An 18530-nucleotide genomic window follows, 5' to 3' on the forward strand; every position below is an offset into this window, starting at 1 on the left:
GTCACACCTCCGCGTCGGTGATGTCGGCCAGCGTTTTGCCGCCGCCCCATTTGTGGTGCTGCAGGCATTCCAGCGACTCGATGACCTCGGGCACCTCGGCGGCCGGCACGCGGATGGATTCGGCGGCATCGGCGTAGGTGATTTCCGCTTGTGGGTGCTGGTCGATGGTGATGCTGGCGCCGGTTTCGGACATGGCGTGTTGCAGCACGGTGATGGCGTCGGGGATGGAGCGGCAGCGGGCGGCTTCGAGCTCGGTGGTGAGGCGCTGGATGTCGGCCGTCCAGCGCTCGGCGTCTGCTCGGATTTGGGCGCCGGCAGCGCGCGCCTCTTCCTCCAGATCCAGGATGCGTCTGGTCTTCGCTTCGAGCCGTCGATCAAGGCTATCCATCGCTGTGCGCTGGGCCTTCAGGGTTCGCTCAAGCCGCCCGCAATTGTCAGCGGCGCGCTTCTGCTCGGCCCATGCTTGACTGACGTCGCCCTGGTACACGCCAGCTGGCACATATCCGACCACCTCGCAAGGGGCCTTCCGCGCCCACAGCATCGCGCAGAAGGCGGCGACGTCGCGCGGGTCGCCCTTCTTGATGTGCTGCACCATTTCGGCGTTGAGAGTGGCCGGGTCTGCGTACCTCCAATCGTCATACCAGCCGTATTTCTCCTGCGCCTCGTTGAGCTTGCTGGCCAGCGCCTCGGCGAAGTTGCGAATGAGATCCTGTGTGGCGGGGTGCAGCTCGATGGGGATGTGCAGCGGGTGGCGCACGAAGCCGTCGGGGGTGGTGTCGGCGTCGGTGGTGGTGGCTTCTGCGGTGCTGATGCTCTCCATGTGCGTCTCCATTGCGGCCTCCAGGCCGCGTGAAAAGATGAGGTCGGTGATGGTGTTGTCGTCGGCAGCGGGGTCGGTGTCGCGCACCTGGGCGAGGTGCAGCTCAAGCCGCATTTGCTGCGCGGGCGTGACCATGACGGTGATGGGTGTGCGGCCGTCGAAGTCGGGCGGGCAGGGGCGCCAGGTCATGTCGACCACCCCGGCACCATGGCGCGGGCGATGCACACGGCCTCGCGGGCGGGGGCTTCTTCGGGCAGGCTGCCTATGCGCACCAGGGCGCGGCGGAAGGAATCGCGTTGGGCGCAGGCGGTGCCGATGGCGGCGTTGCCCTCTACCGTTTCGATGCCGGCGCACAGCACGGTGCTGATGACGTCTTGCGCGGTGGTGGCGGGGTAGTTGCGCAGGGTGGTGGCGATCACCAGATCAAGGCGCGCAGCCATGTCTGCCGGGATGTCGGCGGTGATGGTGGTGCGCGTCATGGCAGCCACCTGGCCCACACGGGGGCGAACGCAAGCAGGGCGATGAAAAGCCCGAGCAGCACCGTGCCGAGCAGGGCGTCGAGGAAGAGCCGCAGCTGCCGGCGTAGCTGCTGCCGAAGCTGCTCGCGGCGGGTGCGGGCAAAGGGGATGTGCCGCTGCGCCGTGGGGGTGCAGCGGAGGAAGTGGTAGTAGCTGGCGTCGTGGCCCCGGCGGTGGCTGATGGGGAGGCGGGGGGTGTTCATCGACGCACCCCCGCAGGAACGCAAGCGGCCAGCAGCCCGATGACATCGCCGCACTCGAAGACCGCCGGTGCGTAAATGCGGGCAGGATCTGGCGCGATCACGCCATTGGGCATGAGTTCGCGCAGTAGGCGCAGGTAGCGCGTGGAGAAGTGGCTGCCGACGATCTTTGTTAGGTGATGGCGTGCTGCGCCGGTGCCGCAGCACGCATGGCAGTCGGGGCCATGGGCGGGTGCGTCCGCAGCTTCGTACCCGGTGCATTGCGGAGCCCCATCGAGGTCCAGGGTTTCCAGCCGCACCCCGTTGAGGCGAGTGACCTGCAGCTCGTCGAACATGCGCCCGACCATGCGGCGCTGATCATTGGTGGCCTCGGGGTACTTATGGGTGTCTTCGAGCAGCGGCCGGTATTGGGCCATGACATGCATGCGGCACACGCACGCCGTGCCATCAAGCGTGAAGATGGGCCACAGCTTGGGATTGATGGCGGGCTCGCAGCGCTCGGCGATTTGAGTGATGACGTTCATGCCGCCACCTCGTCCGGCTCGATGACGCGGTGGGCCTGGGCGTCGTCGGGCCAGTGGATGAGCAGCGTCCAGCCGCTGGGGTGCTTCCAGAGGGCGGGGGTGTAGCACTGCATCATCAGGCCGCGCAGCAGGCCGGCGACGTGGCGGTAATCGACGTGCGCGCTGGTGCTGCCGGCGAGGATCTGCAGGGGCTGGTCGCCGTCGTCACCGCTGTCGACCTGGGCGATGTCGAGCCCGCCGGTGCCGACGATGGGGCGCAGCATGTCTTCGATGTCGCGCAGCTCAGGGGCGCGGCTGGTGAGCGTGCGCTCGGCGTGGCGGCGGGCGCTGTCGTCTGCGCGGTTGGCTACCAGGAAGCGCTCAAGGGTCTGGAGCGCGTGGTGCATGAGGTCGGGCATGGGTGCCTCCGGTGGTCGGTTTAGGACGCTGCGGAGGCAAGAATCCACAAAACGTGTATTCGTGTCAATAAAAAAATACACAAAACGCGGATCGGTATGCCGCAAAAAAACCGCCCGAAGGCGGCGCTGCTGGGTTTGCGGCCCTAACGGGTCCGCACAATGAGGAGGTTTCTGACGCGTGCAATCTCGTCAATGTTGCGCACGACGGCGCCAAAGTCGGCCGGGTTGCGACTCACAAAGTTGGCGTCGGCGTCTGTCAGTGCTTCGAGGGTTTCCATCGCCTGGCTGTAATCGTTGCCGCTGGCGATCTTGTTAGCGAACCTCTCGCAGCGGTCGAGTCTGCGGCCGACATTCAGGTCGAACTCACAATCGCGGGCATCGATAGTAATGCTGGCCATGACTGCTACAGCCATACCGAGCCGTTGACGAGGGGTATCTCCGAACTCGATGGCCGTGTTGGTGGGTGCTGCTGCTTTTTGGGATGCCTGCTGAGCGTGAATTGACAGCGGCGAGGCGAGAATTGCGAGCGCGACCATCATGGTCGCCAGCGGCAAGCTCGCCTGGATTGTGCGGTTCGATTTTCGGCGCGCGTTTGGCATGTGCCGTGACCCCTTGAGAAATGTGGTTTTGCCCTTGGGAGCCTAGCATGGCGCTGGCATTTTACGCGCTCTTTTCCTGCTCCGAATCGCTCATTCCGTAGTTCGATTCCTGCTCCGCAACGCGGAGGATCAGCGTTTTCCCGCGCTCGTCGCTGTTTCTGTACAGCTGCGTGAGCGCCTCGAGCTTCTTATCCTCCAGCGGAGCCTCTTCCAGTGTCATCAGGTAGGCGGCGCTGCACCCGAGTAAGGGTGCCAGCATCATGGCTTTGTCGAGCGGCAGCATGCGATGACCCTTCACCCAAGAATTAAGGGTGCTCGTTGTGAGCCACGGCACATTCTCTGCCAGGTCCCGCTGAGTAGTCTTGGCGGCCTTGATGGCAGCAAGAAGTCGCTGCCCGACCCGCCGCTTGAGTTCAGTCTCGTCCATACGCGCATTGTGGAATTTGGTAAAAAGCGGCGCTTATGCGTGTTGTGGATTTTTTCGTTGAAGAAATCCGCAAAACGTGGATAATCCGAGCGCATGGACCTACCTGACTACATCGATAAGCACGGGATACACGCCTGCGCAGAAATGTGGGGTGTGCCGGAGCGGCGCGTGAAGAGCTATCGGTATCGCGAGAGGCAGCCTCGTCCGAAGCTTGCGAAAGTGATGGTTGATACGTCGGGCGGCGAACTTTCGCTGTCTGACATTTACGAGCTTGAGGCGACGCCGTGCGCTGCCTGACCGAATCCACCCGCTCTCCCTCCGTGGGCGGGTTGATGGGCGCTCGCCGAGGCGGGCGGGTTGTGCCATTGCACATGGCCGGAAATGTGCTGTTCATGTTGAACTCCCTTTGAGTCTTTGCGCCCGGCGGGTAACTGCCGGGCGCTTCTTTTTGCTCAGAACGGAGTCTCTTTTTTTGGCCGCAAGAGGGCACCCCTAAGTGCCCCTAGAAATTAGGGGAAGTTCGATGCAGGCGAAATTGTTCTACGACGACGAGTTCGAGGCGCTGGCGCTGATGATCAGCAACAGCGAGCGGAGCATCAAGGAAGTGGCGATGTATCTGTTCCCGCACTTGAAGCCCGAGAGCGCGTATGCGCGACTCAAGGCGTGCCTGAACCCGGACAAGGACGAGCGGCTGACCTTTGGCCAGATTGTGGCGGCCATGAACTTCTGCAACCGCTACGACCCGCTGTACTTCGCCTGCGACGACACGATGCACGCCCGACCGGACCGCAAGGCGCCCGAGGATGAACAGGTGCGCCTGGTGGGCGCGATCAATGACGCGACCATGACGCTGGCCAAGGCCATGAAGCAGCTCGAACACCTGCAGGGCCGTGTCGACGGTGGGGCAAAGGGCTGATGGCTGACCGAATCAACTTTGACCTGATTGCTGCCCGCGCGCTGCAGCAGGCGGAGAGCCTGCTTGCTGAGTGGCTGCCGGATGGCAAGCGGGTGGGCCCCGAGTGGGTGGCTCTGAACCCGATGCGGGCGGACTCGAAGGCCGGCAGCTTTTCGGTGAACGTGAATACCGGGCTGTGGGGCGACTTTGCGACCCCGGACAAGGGCAAGGATCTGGTGGCGCTGTTTGCGTACCTGTTCCACGGCGGTGACAACGGCCTGGCCGCGCGGGAGCTGGCTGAAGAGCTGGGGGTGCCGGAGGCGATTGAAGCGGGTGGAAGGCAGGCGCGGGGCAAGGCTGCGGCGAAGAAGCCGGCAGCGAAAGCCTCGGCGCCTGCTGCCGAACCTGAAAAGGCCGACACCAAGCCCGCACCGGAGAAGGCCAAGCCGGCGGTGTGGGTGCCGATTGTACCGGTGCCGGAGGATGCGCCCGAGCGCCCGAAGGCGCATGAGTTTCGCGGGGTTCCGGAGAGCATCTGGACGTACCGCGATGGCGCTGGCTTGCTGCTGGGCTATGTGTGCCGGTTCCGGCGCAGCGACGGTGGCAAAGAGGTGTTGCCGCTGACCTTTTGCGAGGCACCGGAAACCGGCAAGCGCGCCTGGCGCTGGCAGCAGTGGGCCGACCCGAGGCCCATGTACATGCTGGACCGGCTGGCTGCGAAGCCTGACGCGACGGTGGTGCTGGTGGAGGGTGAGAAGTGCGCCGACGCGCCGGTGGATCTGCTGCCGGATACGGTGTTTGCGAGCTGGCCGGGCGGGAGCAAGGCCGTCGACAAGGTGGATTGGACGCCGCTGGCCGGCCGCCTGGTGGCGCTGTGGCCAGACTGCGACGCCCAGCGCGAGAAGCTGACCAAGGACGAGAAAGACGCCGGCATTACGGCCGATAGCAAGCCGCTGCTGCCCGAGCACAAGCAGCCGGGCGTGGCGGCGATGGAGAAGATTGCACAACACCTGCTGGCCCTGTCGCCGCCGGCGCGGGTGCGCCTGGTGCAGATACCGGAGCCGGGCGAGAAGCCGGGCGGGTGGGACGTGGCGGATGCGGTGGGCGAGGGTGCGGATGCTGATGCGCTGCGCGCCTGGTTGAAGCGGCAACGGCCCAGCGCAGCCGAGGTGGCAGCGGCGGGAGTGCCACCCGCCGACGACCACGCTGGCGCGGGCGATGTGCCCGAAGCGGCGGATGACAAACTGCCAACGTGGAAGCGCAGCCTGATCTGGAAGGTGTTCCCGGTAACGCTGGAGGACTGCCGGGAGAACGTGTTCCTGTTCCTGACCCGCTGCCCGGACTGGCGCGGGGTGCTGGGCTACGACGAATTCACCTGCGCAGTGGTGAAGCTGAAGGACGCGCCCACCGGCGGCAAGACCGGCGAGTGGAGCAGCGAGGACGACCTGGAGCTTGGCCTGTGGCTGGCTCAGAAGCACCGCTTTCTGGTGAAGGGCGAGGGCACGCTTACGGCCGGCGTGCAGATGGCGGCGATGCGCCACCGCTTTCACCCGATACGCGATTACCTGCGCAGCCTGCCGCCCTGGGATGGAGACGACCGGCTTGCCCGCTGGCTGCATGAGTGCATGGGGGCGGTGGCGCAGAGCGAAGAGTACCTGCCGCTGGTGGGCCGCTTGTTCATCCTGGGGATGATTCACCGGGTGATGCAGCCCGGCTGCAAGTGGGACTACATGCCGGTGTTTGAGGGCGCGCAGGGGCGGGGCAAATCGACCGCGCTGCGGGTGCTGGCCGAGCCGTGGTTTTCGGACACGCAGCTGCACCTGGGGGACAAGGACGCCTACATGCAGCTCGATGGCTCGTGGCTGTATGAGATTGGCGAAATGGACAGCTTCAACCGCGCTGAGGCTACGGCGGTGAAGGCGTTTGTCACCAGCCCGACAGACAAGTACCGCCCGCCATATGGCCGGCGCATGGTGGTGCGCCCCCGGCAGACGGCCTTTGCGGGCACGACGAACCAGGGGCAGTACTTCAAAGACCCGACGGGCGCTCGGCGCTTTTGGCCGGTGCGCTGCCGGGGGCTGATTGATACGGAAAAGCTCAAGGCGTGGCGTGACCAGCTGTACGCCCAGGCGCTGGCCCTGTACCGCGAAGGGCATGTGCCGCGACCGGGGCGCGAGGAAGAGTTTCGCGTGATCCGGCCGGAACAAGAGGCGCGCCAGGTGCAAGACCCGTGGCTGGTGCGGCTGCGTGAGTGGCTGTACGACGCCGAGCGCGTGCTGAAGAAAGAGGACGCATTCACGTCGCTTGACCTGCTGACCCGCGCCATTGGCATGGACTGCAACCGCATCAGCGGCACGCGAGGCGAGAGCACGCGCATTGGCATGCTGATGCAGCAGCTGGGCTGGCCTCACCGCCGCGACCCGTCCGGTGCGCGCGAATGGAAGTACCACCGCCCCGAGGAGCCCGCTGGCACTGCGCCTGCTGCGCCGGTGCCGGCGAAGCCTGAGGCCGACGAGCCGGCACCGGGCGGCCCTGTGCCGCCGGGGTTCTGATGATGAACGCCCGCCGCTACACCTCAACCGACTTTCACCCAGGGATCGGTGCGCGCCGTAAGGCTGTGCGTCCGGAAAAGGGCGGGTTGGTGGGGTGTGCGGCGGGTGCCGTCCAACCTGTTTGCGCAAGGTTGGACGGCGAGGTTGGACGGCGAAAACCCGCGTGGTTGCTGGGCCCGTCTAACCGTCCAACCTTGTCTAACCTCGCCGCCCGCAGGCGCACGCACACGCGCGCGCACGCGTGCACACGTGTGCACGAGTGGCAAGAGCGCAGCAGGCTTGTTTCATTGTTCTGTTTTCCCTTGGACGAGGTTAGACGGTTAGACGGATGCAGTAGGGGTAAGGGTTTCAGCCGTCTAACCTCGCCGTCCAACCTGTGTTTTGAGGGGTTGGACGGATGAGCGAGGAGATTCAGCAGCTGCTCAACGATCTGCGCGAGGCCTTCCGGGCGCTATCGCCGCTGCTTGCGGCGGATGACTGGAGTCGCGATGACATCGAAGAGCTGAACGCGCTGGTGCGTGAGCACCGCGACGCCGCCAACGTGGCTGGCCTGCGCGCGTGCCTGGGCTGGATGCAAATGAAGCTGGCCGAGCTGAGAGCCCGGCCGGATGTGGTGTATGCGGCGGAGCAAGCGCGGCACGTGGCCGTGCAGCCGGTGCGCCCGTTCCGCGGCAAGAAAGGGCGCAACACCGTGAACATGTGGGATCTGTGAGGAGGTGGGTATGAAGGCAGCGTGCGAGGCAGGGCGGGTGAGGGTGCGGGTGGTTGGGGCGGCGGTTCAGGTTCCGACACCAATGGCGCCGCTGGATCGGCTCAAGGGATTGTTGCAGGGCTGGGCCGAATGGAGCCGAAGCTATCAGCTCAAGCTGGGCTTCCCTCGCGCAGCGCAACGAATTGCGGGCGCCGGGGCCAATGACATTCAGTCGCTGTACGATCAGGTCGACGGGAATACGCACCGGAACATTGATGCTGCGATCGATGACCTGACCCCGGCTCAGCGGGCTGCGGTGTATCGGTGCTATGGACTCGCGGCGGTGTTCCGCTTCCCGCGTGACAACTATGCAGAGCAGCTCGACCAGGCGCACGATCAGCTACTGCAAGCACTTCCGCGGCGTGGCGTGCAGGTGAGGTTCTGACCATGGGCATTCAGGCGCAGGTCATTGCCACTTGGCCGGACGGCAGATCCCTGCTCATTGAGTTCGACCACTGGCCGACCCGTGAAGAGCTGCCATCGGATGCGGTGAGGTTCGATATCGCCGTGCCGGATTCAACGTGCGCCGAGGAAACTGCACGCGAGGGTGTTGACATGGAAAATTCGCGCGAGTAGTGTTCGGCCTGCGGGGAGAGGTGCGCCCCGAGAATTCAGAAGCCCGGCCAGGTGAAAACCTGCCGGGCTTCGTCATTTCCGGAACCCAATGCCATCGTCCGCCCCCAAGCCCTGCCGCCGTCCAGGCTGCGGCGTGCTGGTGCGCGGTGGTGGAAACTGGTGCGAGAAACACAAGCCGGCAGTGCGGCCGGGGTCATTCGCTGACCCATCACGCGGCACCCGGCATGAACGCGGTTACGACTCGGAATGGGAGAAGCTGCGAAAGCAGATCCTGTCTCGAGACAAGGGGCTGTGCCAGGTGTGCCTGGCTGACGGCCGTTACCGCCCGGCCCGCATCGTGGATCACATCACCAACAAAGCGGTAGGCGGGTCGGATGATCCGTCGAACCTTCGTGCCATCTGCAAAACCTGCCACGACGCAAAGACCGCCCGAGAAGCCCAGGCGGGGAGGGGTGGTGCAAAAGTCAGCACCCTTTCGCGCTAGGACCGGCCGCCAAGTCGTATTTTCATGGGGCGGGTTTGGGGGTGGGGGGAGGGGTCAGAAGGCGAGGGGCTGAGAGGCTTTGATTGAGGCCGGTGGACTGCGGTCGACCGATTGATGGAGTTAGACGCATATGAGCGGCGAGAACGAAAGCAGCGCGCCGCCCGAGGGTGGTGACACTGAAGCGGGTTGGTTGGTGGATGGCGTCAAGATTCCGTCGCCGCCACCTGGCGCCCAGCTGAGCACGACGGGTCGGCGGCTGTACCGCTGGATCTGCGAAGCCCTGCTGCGCAACGGCCGGAAGATTGACGCGGCGGGCATCCAGATCACGATGCTGGTGCACACCATGGTGTCCTGGACCGAAGACATGAAGCTGGTTGTCAGCGAAGGCCGTTACGGCAAGAGCGAGAACGGCAACCGGTTCGAGCTGCCGCACAGCTACAACGAGCGTGCCGCGCGCGAGTCGATCAAGAGGGAGTTGCCCGAAGCATGTCTGACGGTAATGGCCGAGATCGAGGCGCGCCTCAAGGAAAGCAAGACCCAGCAGGGCGGAGACCAGGACGACCTGTTCGCCGATCTTCTGGAGCACGGCCAAAACGGCCCACGAAACGCCGGCTTGCACTGATACCGCCAGAGGCGGACTGGCAGCAATGGGATGTTGAGTACGGCGTGCCAGTGCTGCGCGGGCAGATCCTCGTTGGCGAGCTGGTGCTGCTGGCCGTCGAGCGGCACTACCGCGACCTGCAGACGTGTGCAGCACGGGCCCTGCGCTTTGATGTAGCTGCCGCGTGGCACGTGATCGAGTTCATCGAGCGGTGGCACGTACACATCAAGGGTGACAAGGCCGGCCAGCCGATCATGCTTGAGCCGTTCCAGAAGTTCTGGACGGCGGTGAAGTACGGGTGGATGCGCAACCACGGCGAGCCCGAGGCGCCGCGCTGGCTGCGCCGGTTCAGCCGTGCATATGAGCGCATCGCCCGCAAGAACGGCAAGAGCACCTGGATTGGTCCGCAGGGCAACTACCTGTGGATGATGGATGGAGAGCAGGGCGCCGAAGTGTATGCGGTGGCCACCACGCGCGCCCAGGCCATGACGGTGTTCAGCCCAGCCTTCGAGAACGTGAAGCGGTGGCGCCGCCGCTCGCCAAAGCTGGCGCGTAGCATCAGCGTGTTCGAGGGCATGAACCAGGAGCGCATGACGCTCGGCACCAGCGTGTTCCGCCCGCTGGCGCAGAACGCCGATGCGCAGGACGGCTACAGCCCCAGCGCCGTGCTGTACGACGAGCTGCACGCCCAGCGATCACGCGAGCAGTGGGACGTGCTGGAATCAGGTCTTGGCGCCCGCGCCCAGCCGCTCATGTCGGCCATCACCACGGCCGGCTATGTGCAGGACGGCATCTGTGTGGAGATGGAAGACTACCTGGTGCGCCTGCTGCGCGGCGATATCCAGGACGATTCATTCTTCGGCTATGCCTACACGCTCGACGCCGGGGACGATCCGTTCGATGAACGCATCTGGCTTAAGGCCAACCCGGGTCTTGGCACCATCAAGACATTGCAGTACATGCGCGACATGGCGCGCAAGGCGCGGGTGCTACCCAGCGCGCGGGTGAACTTTGAAGTCAAGGACTTGAACCTCTGGCGCAACGATGCCGAGGGCTGGCTTGATCTGAACGTGTGGGACGCCGGAAAGCGCAAGTTTGCCCTCGACATGCTGCTCGGCCGTAAGTGCTACGGCGGGCTCGACCTGGCCAGCGTGCGCGATCTCACCTCATTCGCGCTGGCCTTCCCGCCCGATGCTGAGGATGGCGAGTGGCACGTGCTGAGCTGGACGTGGTGCCCCGAGGCCAAGCTTGATGCCGAAGCGGACGACGCCGCGCCGTACCGTAAGTGCGCGGCTGCCGGCTGGCTTACCACCACGCCGGGCGATGTCACCGATTACCGCCCGGTGAAGCAGGCCATTGTCGAGGCGTCGAAGCTGTACCAGATCGAGTCGGTCGGCTTCGACGTGTGGAACGCCACGCAGCTGTCGACCGAGCTGCAAGACGAAGGGCTGCTGATGGTCGAGATCCCGCAGAACACCGGCGGGATGTACCCCGGCAGCAAGAAACTGGAAGAGCTCGTGTATGGCAAGCGCCTGCGCCACGGCGGCAACCTGATGCTGCGGCACTGCGCTGGCAACGTCTCGCTGCTGTTCGACACCAATGGAAACTTCAGGCCGGACAAAAAGCGCTCGCGTCGCGGGCGCATTGATCCGGTGGTTGCGCTGGTCATGGCGCTGTCGCGGGCTTCCAAGCCTGACGATGGCGATTCGATTGAAGACTTCTTGAGAGCCCCGATCCTGTGATGACTGCCCGCCGCAAACCTACTGCTGCCGTCAGCAAGCCCGGCCGCATCCGGTCTGCGTGGATGGCACTCACGGGCCAGCTGACCCTGACCGACCCCGAAGGCTGGGGCGGCTTCGGTGGCGGCTCCAACTCGGGGCAGGTCGTCAATGACGAATCCATGCTCAAGCTTTCGGCAGTGTGGGCGTGCGCTGGCCTGGTGTCGGAGACCATCGGCACGCTGCCGCTCTCACTGTATGAGCGCCTTGGCTCCGAAGGCCGGCGCGTGGCCAGCAACCACCCGCTGCACAGCATCCTTCACACCCAGCCGAATGCCGACACTACTTCCAGCGCCCACTGGCAGGCCACCGTAGCGGCCATGCTGTTGCGCGGCAACGCCCGTGCCGAAATGCTCATGATCGGGCAGCGCGTGGTCGGCCTGCAGTTTCTCGACCCGCGCCGCCTCAGCAGCTGCACGTGGGCGCGTGGCGGTGAAAAGGTATATCGATACGTCGAGCTTGACGGCCGGGAGCGTGAGATCCCGCAGGCGCGGATCTTCAATATCCCCGGCTTCACGCTGGATGGCATCACCGGCCTCAGCGTTATCCGCTACGCAGCGAACACGCTCGGCGCCGCGCAAGCCGCCGACCAGGTGGCCGGCAAGACCTTCGAGAACGGTCTGATGCCGACCACCTACTTCAAGATGGATAGGGTGCTGACGGAGCGGCAGCGCGAGGAGTTTCGCGAGAACCTTAAAGAAGTCCGTGGCGCGGTCAATGCCGGCAAACAGCCCTTGCTCGAAGGCGGCATGGATGTCGGCGAGTGCGGCATCAACCCCGCCGACGCCCAGCTGCTCGAGACGCGCCAGTGGAGCGTGGAAGAGATCTGCCGCTGGTTCCGCGTGCCGCCCTGGATGGTTGGCCACCAGGGCAGTGGCACCAAGTGGGGCACCGGCATGGAACAGGAAATGATTGCCTTCCTGACCTTCACTCTCATGCCCTGGCTCAAGCGCATCGAGCAGACCATCAACATGCGGCTGCTCAGCCCGGGCGACCGGCTGCGCTACTACGCCGAATTCAGCATCGAAGGCTTCCTGCGTGCCGACAGTGCAGCGCGCGCGGCCTTCTACGCGGCCATGGTCAACAACGGGATCATGGATCGCGACGAATGCCGCGTGAAAGAAAACCTGCCCGCGCGTGGCGGCAATGCCGCCGTGCTCACCGTGCAGTCTGCAATGACCACCCTCGACAGTATCGGCCAAGCGCAAGACAGCGAACGCGCCCGCGCCGCCCTGCGTGCCTGGCTCGACGCCGGCGACAGCAAGCCCTCGGAGTAACCGCCATGACCATTCGTACCCTTCCGGCTGCTCCGGCAGTCCGGCCGAACTCGCGCATCCAGTGGGATATCGCGCCCAAAGCGCTTGAGTCCTGGAACCCGGCCCTGCGTGCTGCTGCAGCGGAAGAGCAAGAGCGCAGCATCAGCATCCTGCAGCCCATCGGCGAAGACTACTGGACGGGCGAGGGTGTCACATCCCGCCGTGTTGCCGCTGCGCTGCGCAACCTCGGCAGCGGCCCGGTCACCGCCTTCATCAACAGCCCAGGCGGCGACATGTTCGAGGGGCTGGCCATCTATAACCTGCTGCGCGAGCACGACGGCGAAGTCACCATCAAGGTGCTTGGCCTCGCCGCCTCGGCCGCTTCGGTGGTGGCCATGGCTGGCGATACGCGGCAGATCGGCCGCGGCGCATTCCTGATGATTCACGACTGCTGGACGCTGGCCGTCGGCAACCGCCACGACATGCGCAAGATCGCCGACACCATGGAGCCGTTCGACGAAGCCATGGCCGACATCTACTCGGCGAGCTCCGGTGTCGATGCCGAAGAGGTCGGCCGGCTCATGGACGCCGAAACCTGGCTCGGCGGCAGCAAGGCCATCGAGCTGGGCTTCGCCGACGAGCTGCTCGGTGGCGAACAGGTAGAGCAGGGCGATACCCAGTCCCGCGCCGCCGCAGTGCGCCGCGTCGAAGCCGCCCTGCGTGCAGCCGGCATGCCGCGCTCCGAGGCGGCAAAACTCATCCACGAAATCAAGTCCAGCCTGCGCGATGCGGCTGGCAGCGGCGGGCGTGATGCCCCCGAACGCGGGCAGCGCGATGCGCCCGTTTTTGACCTGGCACCCCTGCCGCAACTCTCCTTTCCTTTGTGAGGAAACCGTCATGCGTAATATGAAACTCACCCCTGTGTTCTTGATGGCCACGATCGCAATCGCCGCCATCATCCCCGTCGCCTTTGGCGTCAATCACGTTTCGATGCTGGCTGCGGCCGGTGTCATTGTCGCCGCGGCCGCGCTCGTCCAGCCGGGCGTAGCCCTGTACAGCGGCGCCTTCCGTCGCCAGTTCGGCAAGGTCGGCTCCGAGGATGAGGTGGTCGCGCAGTACGAAAAGGTACAGGCCAGCCTGACCAAGATCGACGCTCAGCTGAAGGAGCATGCCGAGCGTGCCGAGAGGGATATCAAGACCCACTCGAAGCTTTCCGAAGAGACCCGCGCCAAGGTCGACGAGCTGCTCACCCAGCAAGGCGTCCTTCAGGCCGATCTGCGCAGCGCCGAGCAAGTTATCGCGAAGCTGCAGAACGGTGGTGGCGGCGATGTGCGTCAGCGCTCCATGGGCGAGCTGGTGGCCGAGTCGGATCAGTACGCATCAATTCAGGGCAACGGCAACTTCAAGGGCACCATCAACATCGATGTGTCGGCCGCTGTCACCAGCGACCCCGCCTCGGCCGGCTCCCTCGTGGTTCCTCAGCGGGTGCCCGGCATCATCACCCCGGGTGAGCGCCAGCTCTTCATCCGCAACCTGATCGCGCCGGGCCGCACCACGTCCAACTCGGTTGAGTTTGTGCGCGAAAGCGGCTTCACCAACGGCGCCGATGTGGTCTCCGAGAACCCGGCCGAAGGTAAGCCCGAATCGGACATCACGTTTGAGGAAGACGCTGCCAAGGTTGCCACGATTGCCCATCACATCACCGTGTCGAAGCAGATCCTTGCGGACGCGGCCATGCTGATGTCGCACATCAACACCCGCCTGCGCTACGGCCTGAAGCTCAAGGAAGAGCTGCAGCTGCTGAAGGGCTCGGGCGTTGGCCTGAACATCGACGGCATTTACACCCAGGCTTCGGCCTACAGCAACCCGGGTGTGACCGTCGAGTTCGAGACGGCGATGGATCGCCTGCGCCTGGCGATGCTGCAAGCCGCCCTGGCGGAATACATGGCTGACGGCGTGGTGCTGAACCCGATCGACTGGGCGGGCATCGAGCTCACCAAGGATGCGAACAAGAGCTACATCTTTGCCAACCCGCAAGGCATGGCGGGTCCGATGATGTGGGGGCGCCCGGTGATCGAGACGCAATCCATGGACGCGGGCGACTTCCTGGTCGGTGCGTTCTTCATGGGCGCGCAGCTGTGGGATCGCGAGGATGTTTCGGTGTCGATCTCGACGGAGCACGACAAGAACTTCACCAAGAACATGGTGACGGTACTTGTCGAAGAGCGCCTTGCGCTCACGGTCTATCGCCCCGAGGCGTTCGTCAAGGGTGACTTCGACGGCCTGCCGGCCAGCGCGTAACCGCCCTCAAGCCGCGCAACGGGGTTCAGGCCCCGTTGCGCCAGGAGAGTCACATGGTAAAGCTTGAAGCACTCTACAGCCTGCAGCACGACGGCAAGACGCTGCGGCGTGGCGAGCGGTTTTCAGCCACCGATCGCGCCGCTGAGCAACTGATCAGCCGCAACCTCGCCAAGCCGGCGGGGGCAGCAAACCCCCGCAAGGCCGCTGGCGCACCGTCGTCTGCATTGCCAGCGGCCCCAGCGTCACAGAAGCAGACCTCGAAGCCGTTCGCGCCTGGCGCTTCGCCCGCGCAGACGTCTGCAAAGCTGACGGCGCCGACCGAAGCGAAGAAGCCGAAAGCGACGGCGAAGAAGTCAAAGAGCGCAGCGTAGTCGTCACCAACAGCACGGTCTTCTCGGTCCCCTGGGCCGACGTGCTGGTGGCCATGGATCGCGCCTGGTGGAATCACTACATCAGGCGCGTGAAAGAGATATTCCCCGGGCAGTGTGTTGCGCCGATCCGCGGCATCCATGGCGTCATGCGTATCCCGCCCGCGCCTTACCGCAACAGCGGCGCGCTGGCCATCGAGCATGCGTTATCCAGGGGTGCGCAGCGTGTAGTGCTGCTTGGCTACGACTGCGGCTATGCCGGAGACGGTCGCAGGCATCACCACCCGGATCACCCCAAAGGGCTCGGCAACGCCGGCGCCGCTGGCGAGTGGCCCGCCCATTTCGCCGCGCTGGCACATGCGCGGCGAGACGCTGAAATCATCAACGCCAGCCGGGAAACCGCGCTGGCCTGTTTCAAACGCATGACGCTGGAGGAAGCGCTGCAATGTTGATCACGCTGCAGGCCGTCAAAGAGCAACTGCTCGTCACGCATGACGACGACGATGCGCGCATCGAGCGCCTCATCAAGTCGGCTACGCGTGAGTGCCTGAACTTCCTCGACCGTCCGTGCCTGCCCGGCGCAGATGAAGAGTGCAGTTCGAGCGAGCCGAGCAGCGAACCTGATGTGCCGGATGATCTGTTTGGCGGCATCGTCATCATGGTGCAGGCCGACTACGAAGGCGACGCCACCCAGCGCGCCGCGATCCGCCGCACCGCTGAAGCCCTGTGGATGCCGTACCGCAAAGGGCTGGGCGTATGAAGCAGCTCAACCGCCGCCTTCGCCACCGGGTGGATATCGAAGAGAGCATCACGGATCTCGACAGCGACGGCGCCCGCGTAACCGACTGGGTGAGCATTCTCGACTCGGAAGAGCCGCTGATTCCGGCCGAGATCGTACCGCTCTCGGGGCGTGAGTTTCTCGCCGCACAGGCAGTGCAAAACGGCGTCACCACGCGCATCACACTGCGCCACCGCGCTGGCCTGAATGCCAAGACCATGCGGGTCAAGCACAAGGGCGAGGTCTATAACATCCGCGCGATCCTGCCGGACCCGACGCTGCTGCGGCACCTCACCCTGATGTGCGAGATGGGGGTGAATCGTGGCTGAGCGCATCACCGTTTTTACCTGCGTTTTTGGCTACACCGACCCGCTTCATGAGCCGGCTTGCGGCGCGACGGATGCGCGGTTTGTGTGCTTCACCGACCAGCCGCTGAAATCGACGCGTTGGGACATTGTGCAGATGGCGCGGAAGAAGGCGCCCACCCGGGCGTCGCGCCTCATGAAGGCGCTCAGCCACAGCTCGGTCAGCGGCGAGTGGTCTCTGTGGATGGATGCCAGCTTCACCCTGCTTACACGCCCAGAGGATTTGCTGGGCGCGGGGGATTTCGTCACCTTCCGCCACCGTGATCGCCAGCGCATCAGCGACGAATGCCGCGAAATTATCCGCCTGCGCAAGGCCTTGCCTGCTGCTGTTTCAGCGCAGCTCGCGGCCTACCAGGCGGATGGCTTCGATACGGCCGCCAATCCGCAGCGCGAGCTGTCTTGCAATGGTGTGATCCTGCGTCGCCACACCCCTGACGTGGTGGCGCTTAACGAGATGTGGGCGCAAGAGATCGCCACTCGTACCCTGCGTGACCAGATGAGTCTGGACTACTGCGCCGCCAAGCTCAGCGTGCCGCTGCAGCGGTGGCCGGGTACGCACGACCGCAACCCGCACTTCAGGCATGTGCACTACAAGAGACCGGTCAATGACTACTGAAATGCGCATCAGCGTGATTACTCCCACGGCCGACCAGCCCACCGGCATGGCGCTGGCTGAGATGTACATGCAGCGCCAGACGCTGCAACCGCACCAGTGGATTGTGGCGGACGACGGCAATGAGCCTGCCGTGCTCACCATGGGCCAGCAGCACATCGTGCGGTCGCGTGAGTTTGAGGGCGGCCGCAGCCTGGCCGGCAACGTGCTGGCTGCGCTGGAGCATGTCACCGGTGATGTGGTGGTGGTGTGGGAGCACGACGACTGGTACAGCCCGGACCATTTGCACACGTGTGCATCGCGCATCGCCCAAGGCAAGGGAGCCACCGGCAGCCAGTGGCAGCGCTACTACAACGTGCAGCACCGCTGCTGGATCGTGATGCGCAACGTCGGCAGCGCGCTCTGCAACACCGCATTTGATGTGCGCCACCTGCCGCGCATGCAGGCCGCCTGCCACCAAGCCATTGCGGCCGACCGCTACTGCGTCGACCGCTTCTTCTGGGATTCGCTGCCGGCCAGCGAAAAGGACATTCACCAGGTGGATACCGTGGTGGGCATCAAGGGCCTGCCCGGCCGCAAGGGGCTGGGGCTTGGCCACCGCCCGGACCGCTCCCGGCCGTGGAAGCCTGACTTCCGCCTTGCCAAGCTGCGTGGCTGGGTGGGTGCGGACGCCGAACACTATGAGGGCCTGCGCTATGAATGACGAGCTGCTTAACCGTCTGGCTGATATCGAGGCCTCCCAGCGCCGCATCGAAGGCATGCTCGGTCAGCTGCTCGAAGTGCTCGCGCAGGAAGATTCCGGCGAGGATGAAGAGGATGTGCTGCGCACCCTCGATGGTCATCAGTTCGGGAATCAGCGTGATGCAATGGAGCCGCTATGAGCCTCGAAATGACCATGACCATTCAGGGCGCTGATCGCATCGCGAAGATGCTGGCCTCGCTGCCGGCTGAAGTGGTGAGCAAGCGCGGCGGCCCGGTGAAGACTGCCCTGCGCCGTGGCGCTCGCGTGATCCAGAAGCAGGTAATCGCAAACCTGAAAGGCACGCTTACCGACCCCGCTCTGACTACCGATCTGCTGGCCAAGAACATCATCGTCAGCCGCGGCAAAGAGCCCACCGGCACGCGTGGCGAGCGCTTTCTGGTACGGGTGCGCCGCAAGACCTACACCGGCCGGCAGGGTGAGCCAGTGACCACGCTCAAGACGGCACAGCTCAAGGAATACGGCAGCGAGCGCCAGACGGCCGAGCCATTCATTCGCCCGGCGGCGCAGCAGAAGGCGGCTGAAGCGATTACCGTCACCACCAGGTCACTGCTCGCGGATCTCGACAAGATCGCCACGCGCCTGGCGCGGCAGGGCGGGGCCTGATGATTCCGCCGACCTACCGCACGCTGATGGCCTCGCCGCCTGTGGTGGCGCTGATCGGAAACCGCTGTTACCGCCACGGCGAAGCCGCGCCAGATGTTGTGGCGCCGTATGTCACGCACTTCATCGTCACCGGCGCGCCTGAGAACAACCTCAGCGACCCGCCGCCAGTTGATCGTGTGGCGGTGCAGGTCGATTGCTGGTCGGACGACGACGCGCAAGTCGAGGCGCTGGCCATCGCTGTGCGCAATGCCATCGAGCCTAAAGCGCACATGACCGGAATCGTCATCAACACCCGCGATTTTGAAACGCGCCGATACCGCATCGGCATGCAGTTTGACTGGTGGCTGAACCGATAGCCGC

28 protein-coding genes are annotated in these 18530 nt (G+C 64.8%); 21 read left to right on the forward strand and 7 right to left on the reverse strand.

The window, feature by feature from the left end:
• Position 1: 1 nt before the first annotated feature.
• From AC6H0R_RS11335 to AC6H0R_RS11365, 7 genes are all read right to left on the reverse strand, one after another.
• The gene (locus AC6H0R_RS11335; RefSeq protein WP_497581475.1) at positions 2-1009 is read right to left on the reverse strand and encodes a hypothetical protein; all 1008 of its coding nucleotides are present in this window, start codon (positions 1007-1009) and stop codon (positions 2-4) included.
• Positions 1006-1299: a hypothetical protein gene (locus tag AC6H0R_RS11340; protein WP_497581476.1), complete on the reverse strand. Its 294-nt coding sequence runs from the start codon at positions 1297-1299 to the stop codon at positions 1006-1008. The genes AC6H0R_RS11335 and AC6H0R_RS11340 overlap by 4 nt, the downstream gene beginning before the upstream one ends.
• Positions 1296-1541 (reverse strand): hypothetical protein, encoded by a 246-nt coding sequence (locus AC6H0R_RS11345; protein WP_497581477.1) that lies wholly within the window; start codon positions 1539-1541, stop codon positions 1296-1298. The genes AC6H0R_RS11340 and AC6H0R_RS11345 overlap by 4 nt, the downstream gene beginning before the upstream one ends.
• A complete protein-coding gene (locus tag AC6H0R_RS11350; protein ID WP_497581478.1) occupies positions 1538-2062 on the reverse strand; it encodes a hypothetical protein in 525 nt (174 codons plus the stop codon). Before AC6H0R_RS11350 ends, AC6H0R_RS11345 begins: the two co-directional genes overlap by 4 nt.
• Positions 2059-2460: a hypothetical protein gene (locus AC6H0R_RS11355; protein WP_497581479.1), complete on the reverse strand. Its 402-nt coding sequence runs from the start codon at positions 2458-2460 to the stop codon at positions 2059-2061. The genes AC6H0R_RS11350 and AC6H0R_RS11355 overlap by 4 nt, the downstream gene beginning before the upstream one ends.
• 143 nt (positions 2461-2603) lie before the next feature.
• Positions 2604-3059 carry a hypothetical protein gene (locus AC6H0R_RS11360; protein WP_497581480.1) on the reverse strand — a complete coding sequence of 152 codons (456 nt, stop codon included), beginning with the start codon at positions 3057-3059 and terminating at the stop codon, positions 2604-2606.
• Between the two features lie 61 nt (positions 3060-3120).
• The gene (locus tag AC6H0R_RS11365; RefSeq protein WP_497581481.1) at positions 3121-3486 is read right to left on the reverse strand and encodes a helix-turn-helix domain-containing protein; all 366 of its coding nucleotides are present in this window, start codon (positions 3484-3486) and stop codon (positions 3121-3123) included.
• 93 nt (positions 3487-3579) lie between these two features.
• Here AC6H0R_RS11365 and AC6H0R_RS11370 point away from each other — a divergent pair, with 93 nt between their 5' ends.
• The 21 genes from AC6H0R_RS11370 to gp17 all read left to right on the forward strand — a co-directional run bounded on the left by AC6H0R_RS11370 (position 3580) and on the right by gp17 (position 18526).
• Positions 3580-3783 (forward strand): hypothetical protein, encoded by a 204-nt coding sequence (locus AC6H0R_RS11370; RefSeq protein WP_497581482.1) that lies wholly within the window; start codon positions 3580-3582, stop codon positions 3781-3783.
• A gap of 226 nt (positions 3784-4009) precedes the next feature.
• Positions 4010-4402, forward strand: coding sequence for a VHS/ENTH/ANTH domain-containing protein (locus AC6H0R_RS11375; RefSeq protein ID WP_497581483.1), 393 nt, complete (start codon positions 4010-4012; stop codon positions 4400-4402).
• Positions 4402-6933, forward strand: coding sequence for a VapE domain-containing protein (locus tag AC6H0R_RS11380; protein ID WP_497581484.1), 2532 nt, complete (start codon positions 4402-4404; stop codon positions 6931-6933). The genes AC6H0R_RS11375 and AC6H0R_RS11380 overlap by 1 nt, the downstream gene beginning before the upstream one ends.
• A gap of 397 nt (positions 6934-7330) precedes the next feature.
• Entirely contained in the window at positions 7331-7645 is a 315-nt protein-coding gene (locus tag AC6H0R_RS11385; protein WP_497581485.1) for a hypothetical protein, read from the forward strand.
• A gap of 10 nt (positions 7646-7655) precedes the next feature.
• On the forward strand, positions 7656-8069 hold the full coding sequence (locus AC6H0R_RS11390) for a hypothetical protein (RefSeq protein WP_497581486.1): 414 nt from the start codon (positions 7656-7658) through the stop codon (positions 8067-8069).
• Between the two features lie 2 nt (positions 8070-8071).
• Entirely contained in the window at positions 8072-8260 is a 189-nt protein-coding gene (locus tag AC6H0R_RS11395; protein ID WP_497581487.1) for a hypothetical protein, read from the forward strand.
• Between the two features lie 88 nt (positions 8261-8348).
• Complete coding sequence (locus tag AC6H0R_RS11400) at positions 8349-8744, forward strand: HNH endonuclease (RefSeq protein ID WP_497581488.1); 396 nt, start codon at positions 8349-8351, stop codon at positions 8742-8744.
• A gap of 130 nt (positions 8745-8874) precedes the next feature.
• Complete coding sequence (locus tag AC6H0R_RS11405) at positions 8875-9366, forward strand: hypothetical protein (protein WP_497581489.1); 492 nt, start codon at positions 8875-8877, stop codon at positions 9364-9366.
• A gap of 44 nt (positions 9367-9410) precedes the next feature.
• Entirely contained in the window at positions 9411-11087 is a 1677-nt protein-coding gene (locus tag AC6H0R_RS11410; RefSeq protein ID WP_497581490.1) for a terminase large subunit, read from the forward strand.
• Positions 11087-12400, forward strand: a complete 1314-nt coding sequence (locus AC6H0R_RS11415; RefSeq protein WP_497581491.1) for a phage portal protein — start codon at positions 11087-11089, stop codon at positions 12398-12400. The genes AC6H0R_RS11410 and AC6H0R_RS11415 overlap by 1 nt, the downstream gene beginning before the upstream one ends.
• Before the next feature lie 5 nt (positions 12401-12405).
• Positions 12406-13266 (forward strand): head maturation protease, ClpP-related, encoded by an 861-nt coding sequence (locus tag AC6H0R_RS11420; protein ID WP_497581492.1) that lies wholly within the window; start codon positions 12406-12408, stop codon positions 13264-13266.
• 10 nt (positions 13267-13276) lie between these two features.
• The gene (locus tag AC6H0R_RS11425; protein ID WP_497581493.1) at positions 13277-14680 is read left to right on the forward strand and encodes a phage major capsid protein; all 1404 of its coding nucleotides are present in this window, start codon (positions 13277-13279) and stop codon (positions 14678-14680) included.
• 53 nt (positions 14681-14733) lie between these two features.
• Complete coding sequence (locus AC6H0R_RS11430; RefSeq protein ID WP_497581494.1) at positions 14734-15051, forward strand: hypothetical protein; 318 nt, start codon at positions 14734-14736, stop codon at positions 15049-15051.
• A 53-nt stretch (positions 15052-15104) separates the two neighbouring features.
• Complete coding sequence (locus AC6H0R_RS11435) at positions 15105-15500, forward strand: hypothetical protein (RefSeq protein WP_497581495.1); 396 nt, start codon at positions 15105-15107, stop codon at positions 15498-15500.
• Complete coding sequence (locus tag AC6H0R_RS11440; protein ID WP_497581496.1) at positions 15494-15808, forward strand: head-tail connector protein; 315 nt, start codon at positions 15494-15496, stop codon at positions 15806-15808. Before AC6H0R_RS11435 ends, AC6H0R_RS11440 begins: the two co-directional genes overlap by 7 nt.
• Positions 15805-16155: a phage head closure protein gene (locus AC6H0R_RS11445; RefSeq protein WP_497581497.1), complete on the forward strand. Its 351-nt coding sequence runs from the start codon at positions 15805-15807 to the stop codon at positions 16153-16155. Before AC6H0R_RS11440 ends, AC6H0R_RS11445 begins: the two co-directional genes overlap by 4 nt.
• Positions 16148-16807 (forward strand): glycosyltransferase domain-containing protein, encoded by a 660-nt coding sequence (locus tag AC6H0R_RS11450; RefSeq protein ID WP_497581498.1) that lies wholly within the window; start codon positions 16148-16150, stop codon positions 16805-16807. Before AC6H0R_RS11445 ends, AC6H0R_RS11450 begins: the two co-directional genes overlap by 8 nt.
• Positions 16797-17507 carry a glycosyltransferase gene (locus AC6H0R_RS11455; protein ID WP_497581499.1) on the forward strand — a complete coding sequence of 237 codons (711 nt, stop codon included), beginning with the start codon at positions 16797-16799 and terminating at the stop codon, positions 17505-17507. Before AC6H0R_RS11450 ends, AC6H0R_RS11455 begins: the two co-directional genes overlap by 11 nt.
• The gene (locus AC6H0R_RS11460; protein WP_497581500.1) at positions 17500-17685 is read left to right on the forward strand and encodes a hypothetical protein; all 186 of its coding nucleotides are present in this window, start codon (positions 17500-17502) and stop codon (positions 17683-17685) included. Before AC6H0R_RS11455 ends, AC6H0R_RS11460 begins: the two co-directional genes overlap by 8 nt.
• Entirely contained in the window at positions 17682-18170 is a 489-nt protein-coding gene (locus AC6H0R_RS11465) for a hypothetical protein (protein WP_497581501.1), read from the forward strand. The genes AC6H0R_RS11460 and AC6H0R_RS11465 overlap by 4 nt, the downstream gene beginning before the upstream one ends.
• Positions 18170-18526: a tail completion protein gp17 gene (gp17, locus tag AC6H0R_RS11470; protein WP_497581502.1), complete on the forward strand. Its 357-nt coding sequence runs from the start codon at positions 18170-18172 to the stop codon at positions 18524-18526. The genes AC6H0R_RS11465 and gp17 overlap by 1 nt, the downstream gene beginning before the upstream one ends.
• Positions 18527-18530 lie beyond the last annotated feature (4 nt).

This window comes from Pseudazoarcus sp. NS36, assembly GCF_059703705.1.